Origin of the sequence: Aeromonas sp. 6P, assembly GCF_051919525.1 — a bacterium.
Lineage (GTDB): Bacteria > Pseudomonadota > Gammaproteobacteria > Enterobacterales > Aeromonadaceae > Aeromonas > Aeromonas veronii.
In genome coordinates, this window is sequence record NZ_JBQBEO010000002.1 from 3,125,651 (window position 1) to 3,144,024 (window position 18,374).

Here is an 18,374-nt window from a genome sequence, read left to right on the forward strand (position 1 = left end):
TCTCAGAGGTGGGAGACAAAGTTGCACGGCTTGGTGCGGGCATCGAGCTGATCGCGGATCAGTTGCTCCCAACCCAGCTGACAGGCGCCGGTGGAGCCCGGCAGACAGCAGATCAGGGTGCGATTGGCGAGTCCCGCCAGCGCACGGCTCTGCATGGCGGAGCCTTTAATCTCGGCAAAAGAGAGTTGACGGAACATCTCGCCAAAACCCTGTACGGTGCGCTCGAACAGCACACCGACCGCTTCCGGTACCCGGTTCTGTTCATTGAAGCCGGTACCGCCGTTAATCAGCACCACCTGTACCCCTTCATCGGCGATCCACTCGCTCACCTGGGCTCGAATGCGAAACAGGTTGTCCGGGCAGAGCGCCCGATCGGCCAGCAGATGGCCCGCGTCGGTAAGGGCCGAGACCAGATAGTCGCCCGAGCTGTCATCGGCGGCAGTGCGGCTGTCGGAAACCGTCAGCACGGCGATCTTGAGGGGAATAAATGCGTTGTGTTTCTGTCCCATCGGGCAGCTCCTTGTGGCTATGGGCCGTCAACGAGGCAGGAAGAGAAGGGGTATGAGAGGCCAGCTGTCAGAGCACAAAAACGGACGCAGACAGGGGTGACCAACTTGCTCAAGCGTGTGACGGCGGGCTGATTCTATCAAAGGTTTCACGAGATATGGGATTTAAAAGACACACAAATCTGATGCTTGTCCCATATATGAACAAAACGCAGGCCGGGCAAACCCGGCCTGTCGTCGCAGGATCAGAATCCTTTCACCCCGGTCATGTCGGGCAGCTGGTGAGCAATCCCCTTGTGACAGTCGATGCAGGTACTTTCACCACTGGCCAGATTGGTAGAGTGCATCTTGGCGGCACGCTGCCCCTGCAGGGAGAAGTCCATATACTCGAAGTTGTGGCAGTTGCGGCACTCGCGCGAATCGGTCTCTTTCATCCGCTGCCACTCTCGCTCCGCCATCTCGCGCCGGTGCGACTCGAACTTCTCACGGGTATCCACCTTGCCGGTGATCATGCCCCACAGCTCCTTGGAGGCCTGCACCTTGCGGATGATCTTGTAGGTCCACTCGTGCGGTACGTGGCAATCCGGGCAGCTGGCCCGCACGCCGGAGCGGTTGGCGTAGTGGATGGTGTCGCGGTACTCCTCGAACACGTTGTCCTTCATCTCGTGACAGCTGGTGCAGAAGGCCTCGGTGTTGGATGCTTCCATGGCGGTGTTGAAGCCACCCCAGAAAATCACGCCACCGAAGAAGCCCATCAGCAAGATGACCCAGAGAGCCGCCTTCGACGGTGACTTGAAGGTGGTCCACAGACGCTGGATAAAGCCGGGTAATTTCATCTATGGATTCCTCAGTTCAGCGCTTCAACCGGTTTAAAGGTATTTTCCACCAGCGGCTTGGCATCCGCTTGCGGTACATGGCACTGCAGGCAGAAGTAGCGACGCGGCGACACTTCACCCAGGGTCAGGCCGTCGCGGGTCTCGAAGTGAGTCGGACTGATCTTGGGGGCCTTCATGGCGCTGGCATTCTTGAAGCTGTGGCAAGCCAGGCACTTGTTGACCTTGGTGTCCACCTCATAGTTGCGAATGTCGTGGGGGATCAGCGGCGGCTGATGCATGTACTGGCGATCGTAGGGCGCGCCATCCTTGCGGAAGTTTTTCAGGGGCGCGGCAGTGGCATCGGTCACCAGATCAGTGGCGCCACGCTCGGACTTGAGGCCACCGGTACTGTTGGTGATCTCGGGGGCCGCTGCCATCAAGGATCCCGCCATCAGGCAGGCCAGCATTGCTCCAATCAGCTTTTTCATTATTTGTTCTCCGACGTTTTTTCTGCCTTGACGGCAAAACCTACAGTGATTTCAAAAACTTGTTCCGCGCAGACATCGATGCAGCGGCCACAGTTGGTACACTCCTGAGCCGCAATCAAGGGCCCGTGACCGCGCTTGGCACCATGAACAGGCCCGCGCAGGATGTGACGCTCCGGGCAGACCGCATAACAATCCATGCAGTTGTTGCACCGCTCGCGCCCCTTGGCAGAAATCTTGATAAACCCGACCCGGTTGACCAGGGCATAGAAGGCCCCCACCGGACAGAGATGACCACACCAGCCCCGCTCAACCACGAAAAGATCGAACAGGAACAGCGCCGCAAGCAGGGCCCAGCCCGCCCCCATGCCAAACAGCAGGCCGCGCATGGCGAGCGACACCGGATTGACCAGCTCCCACGCCATCACCCCGACCACCGCAGGCACCACCAGCACCATGGCCAGCAGCCAGTAGCGGGTCGCACGGCTGAACTGGCCGTTGCCCTTGAGGCCAAGTCGCCCCCGGAGCCAGGCCGCCGCATCCGTGATAAGGTTGACCGGACAGACCCAGGAGCAGAACACCCGCCCACCGACCAGCCAGTAACCGGCCAGCACAATGGCAGCCCCCAGCCAGAGAGTGGTGATGGGCCAGTGGCCTGCGGCCACCGATTGCAACAGGGTCAGCGGATCGGTCAGCGGCACAGTCTCCAGCAACAGCGAGCTGGAGAGATTGCCCTTGAGGATCCAGATGCCCGCCAGCGGTCCCAGCAAAAACAGCCCGAGCACGCTGAACTGACTCAGCCTGCGCAGCAGCAGGAAGCGGTGGGACCGCCACCACCCCAGCTTGATGCGAGCCTCTTCCCCCGGATAACGACTCATAACCCCTCCGGTTTACGGGTGGGCAGGGTGAGCCTGTCGCCGATGAGCGACTTGTTCCCCGCCTTGGCCTTCTCTTCCCAGCCGAGCCGGTAGTGATGACCCAGCTCACCTTTGGCGAGCTGGCGTGGCACCACCTTGATGGCGGCCTCCTCCAGCACGCAGGCATGCTCACACTTGCCACAGCCGGTACAGATATCGCTGTGTACCGTGGGCAGGAACATGGCGTGCTTGCCGGTACGCTGGTTATGCTGCAGCTCAAGAGTGATCGCCTTGTCAATCAACGGGCAGACCCGATAACAGACATCGCAGCGCAGCCCCAGATAGTTGAGGCAGGTCTCGTGATCGATGAGCACAGCCACCCCCATCCGGGCCTGATCGATGTCGGTCATCTGCTGATCCAGCGCCCCGCTCGGACAGGCCACCACACAAGGGATGTCATCACACATCTCGCAGGGCACGGCACGCGCCTTGAAATAGGGGGTGCCAGTGGTCACAGGGTCAAACAGCCGGGCGAGCTTGAGGGTGTCGTAGGGGCACGCCTCGACGCAGAGCCCGCAACGCACGCAGGCGCTGAGGAACTCTGTTTCATCGAGGGCGGCAGGCGGACGCAGCGCCTGGGCAGGCACAGCTTGTGCCTGCTGGCGTGCCATGCCGCCGAGCCCCACGCCAAGCAGGCCCACACCGCAGGCCCCCTTGGCCATGTCGGCCAGAAACTGGCGACGACTACGACTTATCTCGCACTCCCCCGCCTTAAGCCTTCATCACCTTGACGGCGCACTTCTTGTAATCGGTCTCTTTCGAGAGCGGATCGGTGGCGTCCAGGGTCAGCTTGTTGACCAGCTGGCTGGCATCAAAGAAGGGCATGAAGACCAGTCCTTTCGGCGGACGGTTGCGACCACGGGTCTCGACACGGGTCTTCACCTCGCCACGGCGGGAGGAGACAATCACCTCTTCACCACGGCGCACGCCGCGAGCCTTGGCATCGTCCGGGTGCATAAACAGCACCGCATCCGGGAAGGCGCGATAAAGCTCGGGAACCCGACGGGTCATGGTGCCGGTGTGCCAGTGCTCCAGCACGCGGCCGGTGGAGAGCCACAGATCGTACTCTTTATCCGGCGACTCGGCGGCGGGCTCGAACGGCAGGGCGAAGATGACCGCCTTGCCATCGGGCTTGCCATAGAAGCGCACCCCCTCACCCGCTTTCACATAGGGGTCGAACCCTTCGCGATAGCGCCACAGGGTCTCTTTGCCATCTACCACAGGCCAACGCAGACCACGGGCTTCGTGGTACTGATCGAACGAGCCAGATCGTGACCGTGGCCACGACCGAAGGTGGCGTACTCCTCGAACAACCCCTTCTGGACGTAGAACCCGAAGTGCTCGGCCTCGTCGTTCAGCACCCCCTTGCTCTGCTCTTTCGGGAACTGGTTGACCTGACCGTTGGCATAGAGCACATCAAACAGGGTTTTGCCCTTCACTTCCGGCATCTTGGCAATCAGCTCAGCCGGCCACACTTCCTCGACTTTGAAGCGCTTGGAGAACTCCATCAGCTGCCACAAGTCGGACTTGGCCCCTTCCGGCGCTTTCACCTGCTGGTGCCAGAACTGGGTCCGGCGCTCGGCGTTGCCGTAAGCCCCCTCTTTCTCCACCCACATGGCGGTCGGCAGAATGAGGTCAGCAGCCTGGGCAGTGACGGTCGGGTACGGGTCAGAGACCACGATGAAGTTGCGCGGGTCGCGATAGCCAGGCAGGCGATCGGTATTCATGTTGGGGCCGGCCTGCATGTTGTTGTTACACATCACCCAGTAAGCGTTGAGCTTGCCATCTTTGAGCATGCGATCCTGCAGCACGGCGTGGAAACCCACCTTGTCGGGAATGGTCCCCTCCGGCAGTTTCCAGATCTGCTCGGCAATGGCGCGGTGCTTGGGCTCGGTCACCACCATGTCGGCAGGCAGACGGTGGGCAAAGGTACCCACTTCACGCGCGGTGCCACAGGCGGAGGGCTGGCCGGTCAGTGAGAAAGGACCATTGCCCGGCTCGGAGATTTTGCCGGTCAGCAGGTGGATGTTGTAGCAGAGGTTGTTGGCCCAGACGCCACGGGTATGCTGGTTGAAACCCATGGTCCAGTAGGAGACCACCTTCTTGCCCGGATCGGCATAGAGCTTGGCCAGCTTTTCCAGCTTCTCTTTGGAGACGCCGGAGAGCTTGGAGACCGACTCCACATCGTAATCCGCCACGAACTTGGCAAACTCCTCGAAGGTCATCGGAGTGGCATCGCCACTGTCCGGGTTCTTCGCTTTCTGCTGCAGCGGATCGGTCGGGCGCAGGCCGTAACCGATGTCGGTGGCCCCCTTCTTGAACACGGTGTGCTTGTTGACGAAGTCCCAGTTCACCTTGTCGTTCTGGATGATGTAGTTGGCGACATAGTTGAGGATCGCCAGATCGGTCTGCGGGGTGAACACCATGCCATTGTCCGCCAGCTCGAAGCTGCGGTGCTCGAAGGTCGAGAGCACGTGCACCTGCACATCCGGGTTGGAGAGACGGCGATCGGACATCCGCGACCAGAGGATGGGGTGCATCTCGGCCATGTTGGAGCCCCACAGCACGAACGCATCGGCCTGCTCGATATCGTCGTAACAGCCCATCGGCTCATCCATACCGAAAGTACGCATGAAGCCAACGACCGCAGAGGCCATGCAATGGCGGGCATTGGGGTCAATGTTGTTGGAGCGGAAACCGGCCTTCATCAGCTTGGCGGCAGCATAGCCTTCCCAGACGGTCCACTGGCCGGAGCCGAACATGCCGACGGCGGTCGGCCCCTTCTCTTTCAGGGTCGCCTTGAACTTCTCGGCCATGATGTCGAACGCCTGATCCCAGCTGATGGGGGCGAAGTCGCCATCCTTGTCGAACTGGCCGTTCTTCATCCGCAGCATCGGCTGGGTCAGGCGATCCTGGCCGTACATGATCTTGGAGAGGAAGTAGCCCTTGATGCAGTTGAGGCCACGGTTGACCGGCGCATCGGGGTCGCCCTGAGTCGCCACGACCCGACCATCCTGAGAGCCCACCAGCACGGAGCAGCCGGTACCGCAGAAGCGGCAGGGAGCCTTATCCCAATGGATGGCAGTCTTGTCGGTACTGGTGATGAGATTGGCTGCCAGCGTGGGGGCACTGACACCGGCCACGGCAGCGGCAGCTGCCACCGCGTTGGCCTTCATAAAGTCGCGTCGACTCAGCTTCATGGCATATCCTCACATTGCTTATCGCGTAATAGTTGTCGAATCTGTCGAACGGGAGCCAGCCATCAGCGGCAGAGGGCACGCCCGGCATCCCATCACTCTTTTCAGTGACCGCCCAGTTCATCGAACTGGTGGTAAATCAGGGCGGCTGAGAGCACGCCCGGCATCGCCTGTATCGCATCAATGGCCGCCATGATCGGCCGCTGGCTCGGACCTTCCAGGGTCACGACCAGCTTGCCCTCGTCACTGACGGCGTGGATCTCGGCCCCTTCAAGGGCGCCAATCTGCTCGGCGAGCTGATGGCGCAAAGGGGGCTGGGTCAGCACCACCAGACTCGATACATGGAACTCCTGATCCATTGTGGCTTCTGTGTCACACGGCTTCTGACTCATTCTGACTCCTGCTTGAGGGTGGGCTGGCTCGCACCACCGGATGGGGCGGCTCGCCCGTCGACCTTGATGCTGCCAACCGGACAATCCTGCACACAGGCGCCGCAGCCATTACAGCGATCCGGCTCGACCGTTGGGGTAGGCACACGCCCCAGCACCGGAATAAAACGAATGGCATTGGGCTCACAGCTGTCCTGACAGCGCTGGCAGAACACCTGACCATTGGCCAGACAGTTGGCCTCGATATGGGCCTTGTAGTGCCAGGGGGACTCGCTGGTCGGGCGAAACAGCGGCGCCTTGCAGACCGTGACGCACTCGGTGCAGAAGGTGCATTCGCCACGCTGGAAATCGACCACCGGAAAACCTCCCTCGCCATTCACCAGGATCTGCTCCGGACAGGCGGCCAGGCAGTCCCCGCAGCGGGTGCAGTCGGCGACAAATGCCGACCGGTTGACTGACCAGGGCAACTGCACCGGCGGTTCGGCGGTTCTCAGCCGCCCCCGGAACAGGCCGCGGCGGGCAAGATCGATCTCATCCGGCATGTTGACTCCTGTTCTGGTGAAAAAGGGGACAGTGCGAGTCCATGATTGGCATTCTTGATACCAATTATAAGAGTGGGTGTATATTGCGGCCCTGACAAGGTAAGGGATATACCACCAGGGAGATAAACAGGGGGGATTCTTGCGCCAGATCAAAGCCTTGCAGCGCAATAAAAAAGGAGGTATCGGTTAAAATACCTCCATGTGAGGATTGCTATTTAATCGTTGGCGATTTTTTGCGGTTATCCGCCGATCGAGGCGAGATGAGGGGTGATACCGGCATTGCCCTCATGGAGACGATGGGTGGCACTCTTGCCCGCCAGTGCCGCGCGAATGCGCTGTTGCAGCTCATCAGATTGCCCATCTGCGCCGAGCAGATCCCGCAAGTCGATGCCGTTGTCGCCAAACAGGCACAGATGCAGCTTCCCCAGCGAGGAGACCCGCAGCCGGTTGCAACCGGCACAGAAATCCTTGCTGTAGGGCATGATAAGCCCCACCCCACCTTGCGAATCGGGGTGCATAAAGACCTGCGCCGGACCGTCATCCGTGCCCCGCAACTGCTGCACCCAGCCGCTCTCCAGCAAGCGCTGTTTGATCTGCTCGCCGCTGACATGGTGGTCACGAAACAGGGTATCCATCTCGCCGGTCTGCATCAGCTCGATAAAGCGCAGCTCGATGGGCTTGTACCTGATCCAGCCCAGAAAGGCATCAAGCTGGTAGTCGTTGAGCCCCTTGAGCAGCACAGCATTGATCTTCACCGATTTGAAACCGGCGGCCAGTGCTGCTTCGATCCCCTCCATCACCTCGGCCAGCTTGTTCTCACCGGTGATCTGGTGAAACTGGCGCGGGTCGAGACTGTCGACACTGACATTCAGCGCGTTGAGTCCGGCATCAAACCACTCCTGGGCCCGCTCCTTGAGGCGATAGCCGTTGGTGGTCATGGCGACCTTCTCGATACCCGGAGTGGTGGCAATCACCTTGACGATCTCGGTGAAATCGCGGCGCAGGGAGGGCTCGCCCCCCGTGATGCGCACCTTGCGGGTGCCCATGGCGGCAAAACCGCTGACCACGCGGCGGATCTCGTCAATCGAGAGAAAGGGTTGACGCCCCGCTTTGTGACCTTCGGGGGGGCGATAACCGTCAGGCAAACAATAGGTGCAACGGAAATTGCACACATCGGTCACCGACAGACGCAAATAGTAAAAACGACGGGAAAAACCATCTTCAAGTGGCAACATAAACACCTTTCCAAATACGGGAGGCTAGGGCATTTCTTTCCTGACCCTTACAGCTCGAACGTCGGCTGACGGCTGGTTTCCCCCTATCGCTAGGACTTAGGCAAAACCGCTCGGAGTTCATCTAGTTTTTCGATGCTAACACAAGTTGGAGTACACTCCCACGCATCTTGCGGGGTCCTTATCACTATTCAGAGGTGCGCATCAGTATGGGAAAACGGTTCAGGGTCCATTCGGTCAGCAGTGCCATTGGCCGCGCCATGGTGTTGATCCTCTTCATGGCCAGCCTGATCGCGCTGGTCGCCATGGTCACCCTCTTCTACTCGGTACCCGATGCCAAGGCGATCAACCTCTCCGGTTCGCTGCGGATGCAGGCCTACCGGATGGCCTACGAAATCGAGCGGGGCGACAGCGTGCTGGGACGCCTCTCCCAGTTTGAAGAGACCCTGCACGCCGAAGAGCTGCAGGAGACCCAGCGCTGGATCACTCCTGCCTCCCTGCGTCGCACCTATGGCGAGGTGCTCGGCCAGTGGCAGGTAATGCGCCAGCACATCGAGGATCGCACCCCCAGACGGTACACCGATAACACAGAGCAGTTTGTGGCGGCCATCGACAATTTCGTCAATCAGATGCAGTACCACGTGGAATTCAAGGTGCGGATGCTGGCACTGGCGGAGGGGCTCGGCCTGCTGGCCATCATCACCATCGCCTGGTTCACGGTGCGCTTCACCCGTCAGCAGGTGGTCGCCCCCCTCAACCAGCTGGTCTACTGCGCCCGCCAGATCCAGCGGCAGGATTTCGATCTTAAGCTGCCCGCCCACGGCGAAAATGAGCTGGGGGAGCTGTCGCGCGCCTTCGTCACCATGGCGGACGAGCTGGGCAAACTCTATCGGGAGCTGGAAAACAAGGTGGAAGAGAAAACCGCCAAGCTGCAACAGGCCAACGACACACTCTCGTTTCTCTACTCGACCGCCCAGAAGCTGCACGCTGCCCCGCTCAGCACCCGTACCCTTATCAAACTGCTGGACCGCGCCGCCGCCCACCAGCATATCGACCACATCCGGCTGACCCGCTTCGAGCACAACGCCATGCCGGTCTACATCTCGGGGCGCACCGGCTGGCCCGGCGATCTCGATGCGGTCGCCAGCTTCTATCTGCAGATGGATGAGCAGGAGTTTGGTCGCCTCGACATCATCAGCCAACACCCCATCGATGAGCGGTTGATCAAGAACTTCACCATGCTGCTGGCTCAGGTGCTGCACAAAGACCAGACCCTGCTGCAACAGCAGCGACTGCTGCTGATGGAGGAGCGGGCGGTGATCGCCCGGGAGCTGCACGACTCGCTGGCGCAGGCCCTCTCCTATCTCAAGATCCAGTCCACCCTGCTCAAGCGCTCTTACGCCAAGGGGCAACATGACAAGGCGCAGGAGGCGATGCAGCAGATCGACGAGGGGCTTAGCAATGCCTATACCCAGTTGCGCGAACTGCTCGGTACCTTCCGTCTCACCATTGGCGATGCCAATCTGGGGGAAGCGATCCGCGTCATGCTTGATCAACTGCAGCCTCAGACCCAGGCCGAAATCCGGTTCCATTACGGACTGGCCGACAACGACCTGGAGGCGGGCCAGCATATCCACATTTTGCAGTTGATCCGTGAGGCAGTGCTCAATGCCATCAAACATGCCAACGCGCAAGTGATTGATGTTAGCTGTGAGACCCTCGCCAGTGGTAACATTGAGGTTCAGATTTCAGATGACGGTGTCGGGATCGGACTCGCCAGCTCGGCGATCAACCATTACGGGTTGAGCATCATGAACGAGCGCGCCAGCAAACTGCACGGTCTGCTGACCATCAACGAGCAGCAACCACAAGGCACCTGCGTGCATCTGACCTTTCCCACCAGTCTAGCGAGAGACGCCTGATGGACGAGATGAAATACACAGTTCTGGTCGTAGATGACCATCCCCTCATGCGCAAAGGGATTGTGCAGTTGCTGGCTCTGGAAGAGAACATGGAGGTGACCGGTGAAGCCTCCAACGGCACAGATGCCGTGGCGCTGGCCAAAGAGTCCGAGCCGGACCTGATCCTGCTCGACCTCAACATGAAGGGGCTCTCCGGCCTCGATACCCTCAAGGCGCTGCGGGCCGAAGAGATCACCTCCCGGGTGGTGATCCTCACCGTCTCCGATGCCCGTCAGGATGTGGTGGCTTTGCTCAAGGCGGGTGCCGACGGCTACCTGCTCAAGGATACCGAGCCTGATCTGCTGCTGGCCCAGCTGGCCGACGTGATGACCGGCAAGCAGATCCTGAGCGAACCGCTGCGCCCCTATCTCGAAAACATCTACGAGCTGGATCACCTGCAGCAGAAGCTGGAAAGCTTAACGCGTCGCGAAATGCAAATCCTGCGCGAAATTGCAAAAGGCCTCTCCAACAAACAGGTCGCCTCGGTACTCCATATCTCCGAGGGAACGGTCAAGGTTCACGTGAAGAGCCTGCTGAAGAAACTCGAGGCGCAAAGCCGCGTGGAAGCGGCTGTCATGTATCTGGAGCAGCGCAACTAAGCGCCCTCAACCGCCCGAAAAGCCACCCTCCGGTGGCTTTTTTCATTCTCTGGCACAGTCGCTGCATTGTCATATTCAGCAACTACTCAATGGAGGATGGAACATGAAACTACAACCTTTGGCACTGTTCCCCTTGCCTTCCCACATACTGCCGGGCGGCAAGCTTCCTCTGCGTCTGTTCGAGCCACGCCACCTGCAGATGCTCAAGGAGTCATTCATCAACGATCAGGGCTTTGGCATCGTGATGGAAGAGTCGACCACCTCGGGACAATCCGGCCGCATTCTGCCGGTGGGCACCCGGGTCAAGGTGACTGACTTCTACACCCTTAATGATGGCCTGCTGGGGGTGACGGTGCTGGGACTGGAGCGCTTCTGTATCCACGAGATGGAAACAGACGAGATGGGCCTGCGCCGGGCCAAGGTGGAGATGCTGCCCAACTGGCCGAGCACCCACTCAGATTTCAACGACAAGCTGCTGGTCAATCGCCTGCGGGAAGTGTTCGAGCAGTATCCGGAGCTTGATGAACTCTATCCGGACAAGCGCTTTGAAGATGCCGCCTGGCTCTGCCAACGCTGGCTCGAGATATTGCCGATGCCGATTTATGAAAAGCAGATGCTGATTGCCAAACAAAACAGCGAAGCGGCCCGTAAATTTCTGCATCGCCTGATTTCACAATGACAAAAACAGCTTTGCAAAATGCAATTATTCCAACAATGAAAATGTGAAATTCGCATTTTGCGAGTAAGTAGGAACGCAAAACGCCATAACAAGAGAGAGCCGCTGCGCTAAACGGCCAAAATTGAACACAAAAGAGTCCCCAAAAAGTTGGCACAGATTTTTCATATAGATTGATACAACCCGATTTATCCCGTGCTCTCTTCAGTATTTGCTGAAGAACTGGTCAACCCACAAAGTTGACCATTTTTTTTATCCGCGCGTCGGCAACCGCTGACCAAAGTGACGCTGCAAACACTCTCTCAGCCGTGACAAGGTGATAGGCTTGGCGAGAAAGTCATCCATCCCCTGCGCCAGACAGCACGCCTTGTCCTCCGCCATCGCATTGGCCGTCAGGGCGACGATAGGCATAGTACATCCCAACTCACGCAAGCGCCGGGTGGCTTCCAGTCCGTCCATCAGGGGCATCCGCATATCCATCAGGATCAGATCCGGGAGCTGCTCATCCACCTGCGCCAGAGCCTCCAGACCATTGGCTGCCAGCCGTACCTTGCCCACCAGTTTTTGCAGCATCAGCGACACCACCAACTGGTTCACCGGGCTGTCCTCCACTACCAGCACATCCAGGGGCAGCAGTGCCGAAGCCCCCTCCTCCCGCTGCGGCTGGCTATGGCAAGGCAACGCCATGCCAGGCAGTTCGAACCAGAAACAGCTTCCCTTGCCCGGCTCGCTCTTCAGGTGGATCTCTCCCCCCATGAGCGTCACCAGACGCTTGCTGATGGCAAGACCGAGGCCGGTACCGGAAAAACGCCGGGTAGCCGAGTTGTCGACCTGGGAGAAGGGTTCAAACAGCAGCGCCTGATCCGCATCGGCGATCCCGATCCCGGTGTCGGAGACCGAGATCAGCAGCTTCTCATCCTGCCAACCCAGATGCAGTGTCACCTGCCCCTGTTCGGTAAATTTGAGGGCGTTGTCCAGCAGATTGCCCATCACCTGAGACAGACGCATCGGATCCCCCTGCAACTCCCGGGGGACCGACTCATCGACCCGATAAACCAGCGCGATCCCCTTGGCGGTCGCGCGAGCTTGCAGCGGCTCGACCAGAGATTGGCAAAGCTGGACGGGTTGCAGGGTCTCGCAGTGAAACACCAGGGTTTGCGACTCGATTTTCGAAAAATCGAGCACGTCGTCGATGATGGTTTGCAGCAATCTGGCCGAGTGGGTGGCATGGCGCAGCAGGCTCTGCTGCTCAGGTGCCAGCTCGGCATGCTGCACCAGATCGAGCATCCCCAACACCGCATTCATGGGCGAACGGATCTCGTGGGTCATCATGGCCAGAAACTGGGACTTGGCACGGTTGGCCGCTTCGGCCTCATCCCGTGCCCGCGCCAGCTCCTCCTCACGGCGGATCTGGTTGCTGATATCCCGGGCAGTGCCACGATAACCGATAAACAGACCATCATGGTCAAAACAGGGCTCGGCGCTCACCTCCATCCAGCAGGGGCCGTGTTGCAGCGCAACCTGCATCCGCACCCCTCGCACCGGCTGGCGCAGCGCCAAAAGCTGCAGATATTTCTGGGCATCGCAGCTCTGCTTGTTGCAGACGTAGTCATAGAGGGTCGGCCGGGTCGCCTGCGGGGTCATCTCATCCAGATAACCCGGCTCTGAGGCGTAACTAAGGCGATGCTCGGCATCTGTCTCCCAGAACCAGTCAGAAGCCATGGCGGCGAAGCTGCGAAAACGGCGTTCGCTGGCCTGCAGCGCCTCGGTTTTTACCGCGACCTGCTCCTGCAAGCGGGCCCGATAGGTGATGTTGACCAGCGCCTGGGCGATGAGCGGACGGCAACGCTCCATGGCGGCCTTGCTGGTGAGATCGAAGGTGCCCGCCCGAGCGTGGCGGCAGATGAGGGTGGCGGTAAAACCGGGGGCCTGCAGCCCGGTCAGCATCACGCTGGCCCAGCCCGGCTCGCTTGCCAGCGGCGCCAGCTCAGGCAGCTGGGCGGGATCGTAAATCACCAGAGTTTCACCCGAGATGGCGCGGGCAAATGCCGGGGTCATACGCCAGCTGTGGGCTGATAGCATCGGCTCGGTACTAAGGTGGGTACTCCCCTGCTCCCCTTCCCAGGCCACTACATCCGCGTGTTCAAAGCCAATAAAGGGTTTGAGCACTTGGATAAGGCTCTCCAGCACCTGCTCCAGCGTCTTGGCATCGGCGAGGGTGGCAACCCCGCCCAGCAGGGTCTGGGACTCGTGACGATATTTGGCCTCGCGCTCGCGGCAACGCATAAGATCGACCAGCGTGGTCTGCAATTTGTCGCCGAGGGCTTCCAGTTCACTGTTGCCAATCATCTTGTTGCCTGCTCTGCTCTGTTATGTTCTGCCGACTCAACGGGTCAGGAAAATCACGCTCGATACCATCAGGTTGCCGTGAGCCAGCTCGCCATTGGGCAGCCGCCCCTGCTCGCCGAAGGTAAAGGGGGTGATAAAGGGGATCTTGCCGAGGCGAGCCTGGCTCTGCTCGACAAATTGGCACAACATATCACCTAGCGCCAAACGACAACCAGCACAAAAGATGATGAGAGCGCCGATAGGCTGCAATTCCACGTCGACCCCATACCCTAGCTCAACGCGCATGGCATTGAGGCTGCGCTGCAACAACCCTTCCTGACTGCTGTACATCAACAGCAGACGCTCCCCTTGCTCCACATCGGTAAAGAGCCGCAGCCCGCCCTGTTCGGTCACAGCTTCAGGATGGGAGAGTTTGTAGTAAGGAATGCCATCCAGCGCTCCCACCTGACGAGCCAGCGGGGTGAGCGTGGTCTCCCGCAAAATCGCCCCCACCGGCCAGGGCTGCTCGCGCCCGCACCAGCGGGCATAGACCTCGGCGGCAGGCTGGTGATCGATGGTGAGTACCTCCCGCCCGTTGCAGGCGGTGATCTCGCCGCTGAATTCGGCAGGCACATAGCCCGAGTGAAACTGAAAGGCCAGCTGGCAATCGGGATAGAGCACCGCCAGACCGATGCCATCCTGACTCACCGCCTCATCCCAGCAGAGCTGCCAGTCACCGCTGACACTGCTATCAGCCGCGGATCCACCGACCACCGGCACCGAGGCACCGAGTTCGGCCTCGATACCGGCCAGCAGCCCCTCCTCCTTGCCGGGACTGGCATGAAACAGGATCAGCTGGGGCAGCTCGCCCGGCCGACCACAGTCGCTCATGGCTCGGCGCAGCAACTGTCGCACATCCACCCCGTCACCGCTGGCACCGGCTACCCCGAATGCCCCTTTCTCATCGTACAGGGCAGCAACGGCCAGCCCATATCCGTCTCGGGCGTGGTGTCCCATCTCGGTCATGACGCCACCGCAAGAGCTGCACCCAAGCAGGCGGGTCGTCGGGAACTGGCGTTTGAGCGCGTCGCGCAGTATCGCCCCTTCATGGGCTTGGGTAAAATAGAGTAACAGCAGGGAGGGGGCCTGATCGGCATGGTGGCGCAGCTGCGCGCAGATATCTTGGGCCGCCTGCGATGAATTCTGGGCGAGGGAGTGAACGGTCAGAAATTTCAACACCATCTCCTTGTTTTATCGAATGTCAGCCTCAAGCAAAAATCATACCTTTATCAAACAATTATCTCGCTTCGCTTGCTAACATAGCGGTCAACTGAGACCAATGACAGGACGCCCATATGTGGCAAAAAAACATCAATGACTTCGATCGGGTCGTTGCCATCGGTGGTGGCCACGGCATGGGACGAGTGCTTTCGTCCCTCTCATTTCTCGGTCAACGGCTCACCGGCATCGTCACCACCACAGATGATGGCGGCTCGACCGGACGCCTGCGCAAGAGTCAGGAGTGCATCGCCTGGGGCGATCTGCGCAACTGCCTGAACCAGCTGGTGACCGATCCCAGCATCGGCAGCCTGTTGTTCGAGTACCGCTTCGCCGGCAAAGGCGAGCTGGCGGGCCATAACCTTGGCAACCTGATGCTGCTGGCGCTCGATAATCTCTGTGTCCGTCCTCTTGATGCTATCAAGCTGATCAGTGACATGCTCAAAATCGAGTCACAATTGCTACCCATGTCTGAATTTCCCACCGATCTCTGCGCCCATATGGAGTGTGGCACCCAGATCCTGGGAGAGGTATCCATCGATCAACTGGCAACCCCTCCCCTCTCCCTCGGCCTGATGCCGGAAGTGCAAGCGACCCGGGAAGCGGTGCTGGCACTTCAGCAGGCGGACATGATCATTCTGGGGCCGGGCAGTTTTCTCACCTCCATCATGCCGCCACTGCTGCTGGCCGAGATCGCCCAGGCCATCAACGAGAGCAGCGCCATGCTGGTTTTCGTCTGCAATCTGGTGGCAGAAAACGGCCCTGCCAGCCAGCTGGATCTGATGAGTCAGTGTCGCTGGCTGGAGTCCCGGGTCGGTCAGGGTCGGCTGGATGCCATCCTGACCCCACAGGGCGCGGGTGATGCGGGGGACTGGCAAGGGCGTGTGATCGAAGCCGAGCTGGGCGAGCTTGAGCTGCCCCATCGGCACGATCGGTTGAAGCTGAAACTGGCGCTGGACCGGATCATCCAGCAACTGCTCAACCAGCGTTAGGCAACGGTCACGGCGCCCCGGCATCCTTGCATGGCGCCGTTACTGATAATCGGCAAGAAACGCGAGCACTTGAGGCAAGGAGGCCTCCAGCAGTTGCAACTGGCGCTCTGCCTCGGCCACATCGGCCTGCTTGCTGGCCATCTCCAGCGCCATCACCTGCTGATAGCTCGGCATGGCGCCGTAGCTGCCACAGGATGATTTCATGCTGTGCGCCACCCGAGCCAGCGCCTCCCACTCCCCCTGCTCATAGAGGGGCCTGAGCTGACTCAGCTGCTCGCCCACCTCTTCAATAAAGACTGCGATGACCACGGGCAGCATATCCGGACCGATATCCTCTGCCAGCTGCTGCAACACCTTGCGATCCACCCACTCCATGCGAGGCTCCTCCAGAACGGTATTCAAACAGACCATACTATAGATAGTTTTCGATGTCGTGGCTCACGGCCAGGCAGTGATGAAGCACCCGATTGGATGGCTCAGGGAATAAAGTGGCAAAAAATGTGATCAATATCGAAATAGCGATGCTGAAATGCACGTCAAGACAACAACCTGATTGCCACAAATTAACAATTGATCAACACTCAATGCCGTCAGAGTGATGATGCTCAGCAACACCTCTCATCCCTTTTGCCTTTTATGGCTGCTGCGAAGAACCAGGGTAGGTATCTACCCTGGTATTTTTTTATCTTGCTCAAGCGCGACCTGATTGGTCGCCACCCGCTCCCCCATGCGAAACAGATTGAATTCGCCGGGCGCCATTTTTACCCAATTCTCATTGCCGGTCAGCGGACGGGTGGTGATCAGGGTCACCACATCGTTGGGGGTGGTCTCCCTTTGAAAGTCGATCACCACCTCCTCATCCAGCAGGCTCGCCTCGCCAAAGGGCGCGCAGCGGGTCAGCCAGTGCAGGTTGTTGCTGCAGTAGCTCATCACATACTCCCCGTCCGAGAGCAGCATGTTGAACACCCCCAACCCCCTGAGCTCATCACACAGGGTGGCGAGATAGCGAAACATGGCGGGAAAGTTGGCTGGACGCTTGGGATATTTTTGCTCCAGCCGATCGAGCAACCAGCAGAAGGCGTGCTCGCTGTCGGTATCCCCCACCGGCCGGTGGCGGCCGGTTGGCAGCTTCTTGTAGCCGGTGAGCTGACCGTTGTGGGCGAAGGTCCAGTAACGACCCCACAGCTCACGGGTAAAGGGGTGGGTATTTTCCAGTGACACGCAGCCACGGTTGGCCTGCCGGATGTGGCTGACCACGGCGCAGCTCTTGATGGGCAGCGCCTGTACCAGTCTGGCGATGGGAGATTGGGCGCTGGGCTCGGGATCCTTGAAGGTGCGAAAGCCCTTCCCCTCGTAGAAGGTGATCCCCCAGCCATCCTTGTGGGGCCCGGTCTTGCCGCCGCGCAGCATCAACCCGGTAAAGCTGAAGCAGATATCGGTCGGCACATTGGCACTCATGCCGAGCAGTTCGCACATATCCGGCAGACTCCTTTCATGATTTGGCTTGTGTCATGTTCGACCAGCACGCTGGTTCGACAGACAGCAGGGGAAGGCGCAATCCCTTCCCCTGTGACTGGCAATAACCGATCGATGGCGAACCATGCTACCGACGCAGCCCTTATCTGGTAGTTATGGCCTGATCACTTGGCCATCTCTTTTTCGACCAGCTGGATCAGGATGTGGATCACCTTGATGTGCACTTCCTGAATACGGTCGGCATAGCCAAAGTGCGGCACGCGGATCTCGACATCCGCCAGACCCGCCATCTTGCCGCCATCCTTGCCGGTCAGGGCGATCACTTTCATACCTTTGGCGCGGGCCGCCTCGATGGCTTTCAGGATATTGCCGGAGTTACCGCTGGTGGAGATACCAAGCAGCACGTCGCCACGGCGGCCGACCGCTTCTACGTAGCGGGAGAAGACATAGTCATAGCCAAAGTCGTTGGAGACGCAGGAGAGGTGGCTCGGATCGGAGATGGCGATACCGGCATAACCCGGGCGGTTCTCGCGGTAACGACCGGTCAGCTCTTCGGCGAAGTGCATGGCGTCACAGTGGGAGCCACCGTTGCCACAAGAGAGCACCTTGCCCTCTTCTTTGAAAGAGTCAGCCAGCAGTTTGGCGGCCGCTTCGATGTTTTTCAGGTTCTGCTCATCAGCCAGGAAGGCCTGCAGCACGCTGGCAGCTTCGGTCAGTTCATTGCGGATCAATTCTTGGTACATGATGTCTCTTCCACTGTTTTTAGTGTGCGTGTAGATCGCGGCTATTCTCGCACAAGCGAATCGCACAGTCGCCCCCTGCGAGCCACAGCGCTGGCGGCGCGTGAGCGTTATGGGGATCACAGAGAGAAGGTAATGAAGATGTAAACAGCTTGATAACTTTGTGCGTATGAATTACAACAGGGGCCATATCCAACAGGTCAGACCTCTGGATGAGTTACGCCACGTTGGCAACCTAACC

17 protein-coding genes, 1 pseudogene and 1 riboswitch are annotated in these 18,374 nt (G+C 59.5%); of the genes and pseudogenes, 4 read left to right on the forward strand and 14 right to left on the reverse strand.

The features are described from left to right. Positions 1 to 2 precede the first annotated feature (2 nt). The 9 genes and pseudogenes from moaB to moaA all read right to left on the reverse strand — a co-directional run bounded on the left by moaB (position 3) and on the right by moaA (position 8,086). Entirely contained in the window at positions 3 to 509 is a 507-nt protein-coding gene (moaB, locus tag ACTG2J_RS14390) for a molybdenum cofactor biosynthesis protein B (RefSeq protein WP_421254187.1), read from the reverse strand. A 242-nt stretch (positions 510 to 751) separates the two neighbouring features. After that, entirely contained in the window at positions 752 to 1,342 is a 591-nt protein-coding gene (locus ACTG2J_RS14395) for a cytochrome c3 family protein (protein ID WP_005353459.1), read from the reverse strand. Positions 1,343 to 1,353: 11 nt separating this feature from the next. Then, positions 1,354 to 1,809, reverse strand: a complete 456-nt coding sequence (locus ACTG2J_RS14400; protein ID WP_005334452.1) for a nitrate reductase cytochrome c-type subunit — start codon at positions 1,807 to 1,809, stop codon at positions 1,354 to 1,356. Continuing rightward, complete coding sequence (gene napH / locus ACTG2J_RS14405; RefSeq protein ID WP_376902564.1) at positions 1,809 to 2,684, reverse strand: quinol dehydrogenase ferredoxin subunit NapH; 876 nt, start codon at positions 2,682 to 2,684, stop codon at positions 1,809 to 1,811. The genes ACTG2J_RS14400 and napH overlap by 1 nt, the downstream gene beginning before the upstream one ends. Then, the gene (gene napG / locus ACTG2J_RS14410) at positions 2,681 to 3,418 is read right to left on the reverse strand and encodes a ferredoxin-type protein NapG (RefSeq protein ID WP_076495511.1); all 738 of its coding nucleotides are present in this window, start codon (positions 3,416 to 3,418) and stop codon (positions 2,681 to 2,683) included. The genes napH and napG overlap by 4 nt, the downstream gene beginning before the upstream one ends. Positions 3,419 to 3,434: 16 nt before the next feature. Next, a pseudogene (napA, locus tag ACTG2J_RS14415) lies at positions 3,435 to 5,923 on the reverse strand (nitrate reductase catalytic subunit NapA). Between the two features lie 101 nt (positions 5,924 to 6,024). Further along, positions 6,025 to 6,279, reverse strand: coding sequence for a chaperone NapD (locus tag ACTG2J_RS14420; RefSeq protein ID WP_031227438.1), 255 nt, complete (start codon positions 6,277 to 6,279; stop codon positions 6,025 to 6,027). A gap of 29 nt (positions 6,280 to 6,308) precedes the next feature. Beyond that, positions 6,309 to 6,851, reverse strand: a complete 543-nt coding sequence (gene napF, locus ACTG2J_RS14425) for a ferredoxin-type protein NapF (RefSeq protein WP_439997623.1) — start codon at positions 6,849 to 6,851, stop codon at positions 6,309 to 6,311. Positions 6,852 to 7,090: 239 nt separating this feature from the next. Continuing rightward, on the reverse strand, positions 7,091 to 8,086 hold the full coding sequence (gene moaA / locus ACTG2J_RS14430; RefSeq protein ID WP_040065406.1) for a GTP 3',8-cyclase MoaA: 996 nt from the start codon (positions 8,084 to 8,086) through the stop codon (positions 7,091 to 7,093). Next, positions 8,074 to 8,214, reverse strand: a riboswitch (molybdenum cofactor riboswitch). It overlaps the preceding gene by 13 nt. A gap of 78 nt (positions 8,215 to 8,292) precedes the next feature. Between moaA and narQ the strand changes: the two genes are divergently transcribed. The 3 genes from narQ to ACTG2J_RS14445 all read left to right on the forward strand — a co-directional run bounded on the left by narQ (position 8,293) and on the right by ACTG2J_RS14445 (position 11,322). Further along, positions 8,293 to 10,005 (forward strand): nitrate/nitrite two-component system sensor histidine kinase NarQ, encoded by a 1,713-nt coding sequence (narQ, locus tag ACTG2J_RS14435; protein WP_005334468.1) that lies wholly within the window; start codon positions 8,293 to 8,295, stop codon positions 10,003 to 10,005. Next, on the forward strand, positions 10,005 to 10,643 hold the full coding sequence (narL, locus tag ACTG2J_RS14440; RefSeq protein WP_005334471.1) for a two-component system response regulator NarL: 639 nt from the start codon (positions 10,005 to 10,007) through the stop codon (positions 10,641 to 10,643). Before narQ ends, narL begins: the two co-directional genes overlap by 1 nt. A 103-nt stretch (positions 10,644 to 10,746) precedes the next feature. Then, positions 10,747 to 11,322, forward strand: a complete 576-nt coding sequence (locus ACTG2J_RS14445; RefSeq protein WP_005334473.1) for an LON peptidase substrate-binding domain-containing protein — start codon at positions 10,747 to 10,749, stop codon at positions 11,320 to 11,322. Positions 11,323 to 11,571: 249 nt separating this feature from the next. Here ACTG2J_RS14445 and ACTG2J_RS14450 read toward each other — a convergent pair whose 3' ends face one another. Both ACTG2J_RS14450 and ACTG2J_RS14455 read right to left on the reverse strand, forming a co-directional pair. Beyond that, positions 11,572 to 13,668 carry an ATP-binding protein gene (locus tag ACTG2J_RS14450; RefSeq protein ID WP_439997624.1) on the reverse strand — a complete coding sequence of 699 codons (2,097 nt, stop codon included), beginning with the start codon at positions 13,666 to 13,668 and terminating at the stop codon, positions 11,572 to 11,574. Positions 13,669 to 13,704: 36 nt separating this feature from the next. Further along, positions 13,705 to 14,889, reverse strand: a complete 1,185-nt coding sequence (locus ACTG2J_RS14455; protein WP_439997625.1) for an FIST signal transduction protein — start codon at positions 14,887 to 14,889, stop codon at positions 13,705 to 13,707. Between the two features lie 113 nt (positions 14,890 to 15,002). On the opposite strand from ACTG2J_RS14455, the gene ACTG2J_RS14460 reads away from it, so the two are divergent. Next, positions 15,003 to 15,917 carry a gluconeogenesis factor YvcK family protein gene (locus ACTG2J_RS14460; RefSeq protein ID WP_108541438.1) on the forward strand — a complete coding sequence of 305 codons (915 nt, stop codon included), beginning with the start codon at positions 15,003 to 15,005 and terminating at the stop codon, positions 15,915 to 15,917. A 39-nt stretch (positions 15,918 to 15,956) separates the two neighbouring features. On the opposite strand, the gene ACTG2J_RS14465 is transcribed toward ACTG2J_RS14460, so the two are convergent. From ACTG2J_RS14465 to lpcA, 3 genes are all read right to left on the reverse strand, one after another. Next, on the reverse strand, positions 15,957 to 16,292 hold the full coding sequence (locus tag ACTG2J_RS14465) for an Hpt domain-containing protein (RefSeq protein ID WP_005353511.1): 336 nt from the start codon (positions 16,290 to 16,292) through the stop codon (positions 15,957 to 15,959). Positions 16,293 to 16,583: 291 nt separating this feature from the next. Continuing rightward, positions 16,584 to 17,393, reverse strand: coding sequence for a class II glutamine amidotransferase (locus ACTG2J_RS14470; protein WP_257687418.1), 810 nt, complete (start codon positions 17,391 to 17,393; stop codon positions 16,584 to 16,586). Positions 17,394 to 17,557: 164 nt separating this feature from the next. Beyond that, entirely contained in the window at positions 17,558 to 18,136 is a 579-nt protein-coding gene (lpcA, locus tag ACTG2J_RS14475) for a D-sedoheptulose 7-phosphate isomerase (RefSeq protein WP_005334485.1), read from the reverse strand. Positions 18,137 to 18,374: the final 238 nt, after the last annotated feature.

What these genes read in the sequence shown, in the direction of transcription:
- moaB (WP_421254187.1), bottom strand. Translation starts at nt 509, where the DNA reads ATGGGACAGAAACACAACGCATTTATTCCCCTCAAGATCGCCGTGCTG.
- ACTG2J_RS14395 (WP_005353459.1), bottom strand. Translation starts at nt 1,342, where the DNA reads ATGAAATTACCCGGCTTTATCCAGCGTCTGTGGACCACCTTCAAGTCA.
- ACTG2J_RS14400 (WP_005334452.1), bottom strand. Translation starts at nt 1,809, where the DNA reads ATGAAAAAGCTGATTGGAGCAATGCTGGCCTGCCTGATGGCGGGATCC.
- napH (WP_376902564.1), bottom strand. Translation starts at nt 2,684, where the DNA reads ATGAGTCGTTATCCGGGGGAAGAGGCTCGCATCAAGCTGGGGTGGTGG.
- ACTG2J_RS14420 (WP_031227438.1), bottom strand. Translation starts at nt 6,279, where the DNA reads ATGGATCAGGAGTTCCATGTATCGAGTCTGGTGGTGCTGACCCAGCCC.
- napF (WP_439997623.1), bottom strand. Translation starts at nt 6,851, where the DNA reads ATGCCGGATGAGATCGATCTTGCCCGCCGCGGCCTGTTCCGGGGGCGG.
- moaA (WP_040065406.1), bottom strand. Translation starts at nt 8,086, where the DNA reads ATGTTGCCACTTGAAGATGGTTTTTCCCGTCGTTTTTACTATTTGCGT.
- narQ (WP_005334468.1), top strand. Translation starts at nt 8,293, where the DNA reads ATGGGAAAACGGTTCAGGGTCCATTCGGTCAGCAGTGCCATTGGCCGC.
- narL (WP_005334471.1), top strand. Translation starts at nt 10,005, where the DNA reads ATGGACGAGATGAAATACACAGTTCTGGTCGTAGATGACCATCCCCTC.
- ACTG2J_RS14445 (WP_005334473.1), top strand. Translation starts at nt 10,747, where the DNA reads ATGAAACTACAACCTTTGGCACTGTTCCCCTTGCCTTCCCACATACTG.
- ACTG2J_RS14450 (WP_439997624.1), bottom strand. Translation starts at nt 13,668, where the DNA reads ATGATTGGCAACAGTGAACTGGAAGCCCTCGGCGACAAATTGCAGACC.
- ACTG2J_RS14455 (WP_439997625.1), bottom strand. Translation starts at nt 14,889, where the DNA reads ATGGTGTTGAAATTTCTGACCGTTCACTCCCTCGCCCAGAATTCATCG.
- ACTG2J_RS14460 (WP_108541438.1), top strand. Translation starts at nt 15,003, where the DNA reads ATGTGGCAAAAAAACATCAATGACTTCGATCGGGTCGTTGCCATCGGT.
- ACTG2J_RS14465 (WP_005353511.1), bottom strand. Translation starts at nt 16,292, where the DNA reads ATGGAGTGGGTGGATCGCAAGGTGTTGCAGCAGCTGGCAGAGGATATC.
- ACTG2J_RS14470 (WP_257687418.1), bottom strand. Translation starts at nt 17,393, where the DNA reads ATGTGCGAACTGCTCGGCATGAGTGCCAATGTGCCGACCGATATCTGC.
- lpcA (WP_005334485.1), bottom strand. Translation starts at nt 18,136, where the DNA reads ATGTACCAAGAATTGATCCGCAATGAACTGACCGAAGCTGCCAGCGTG.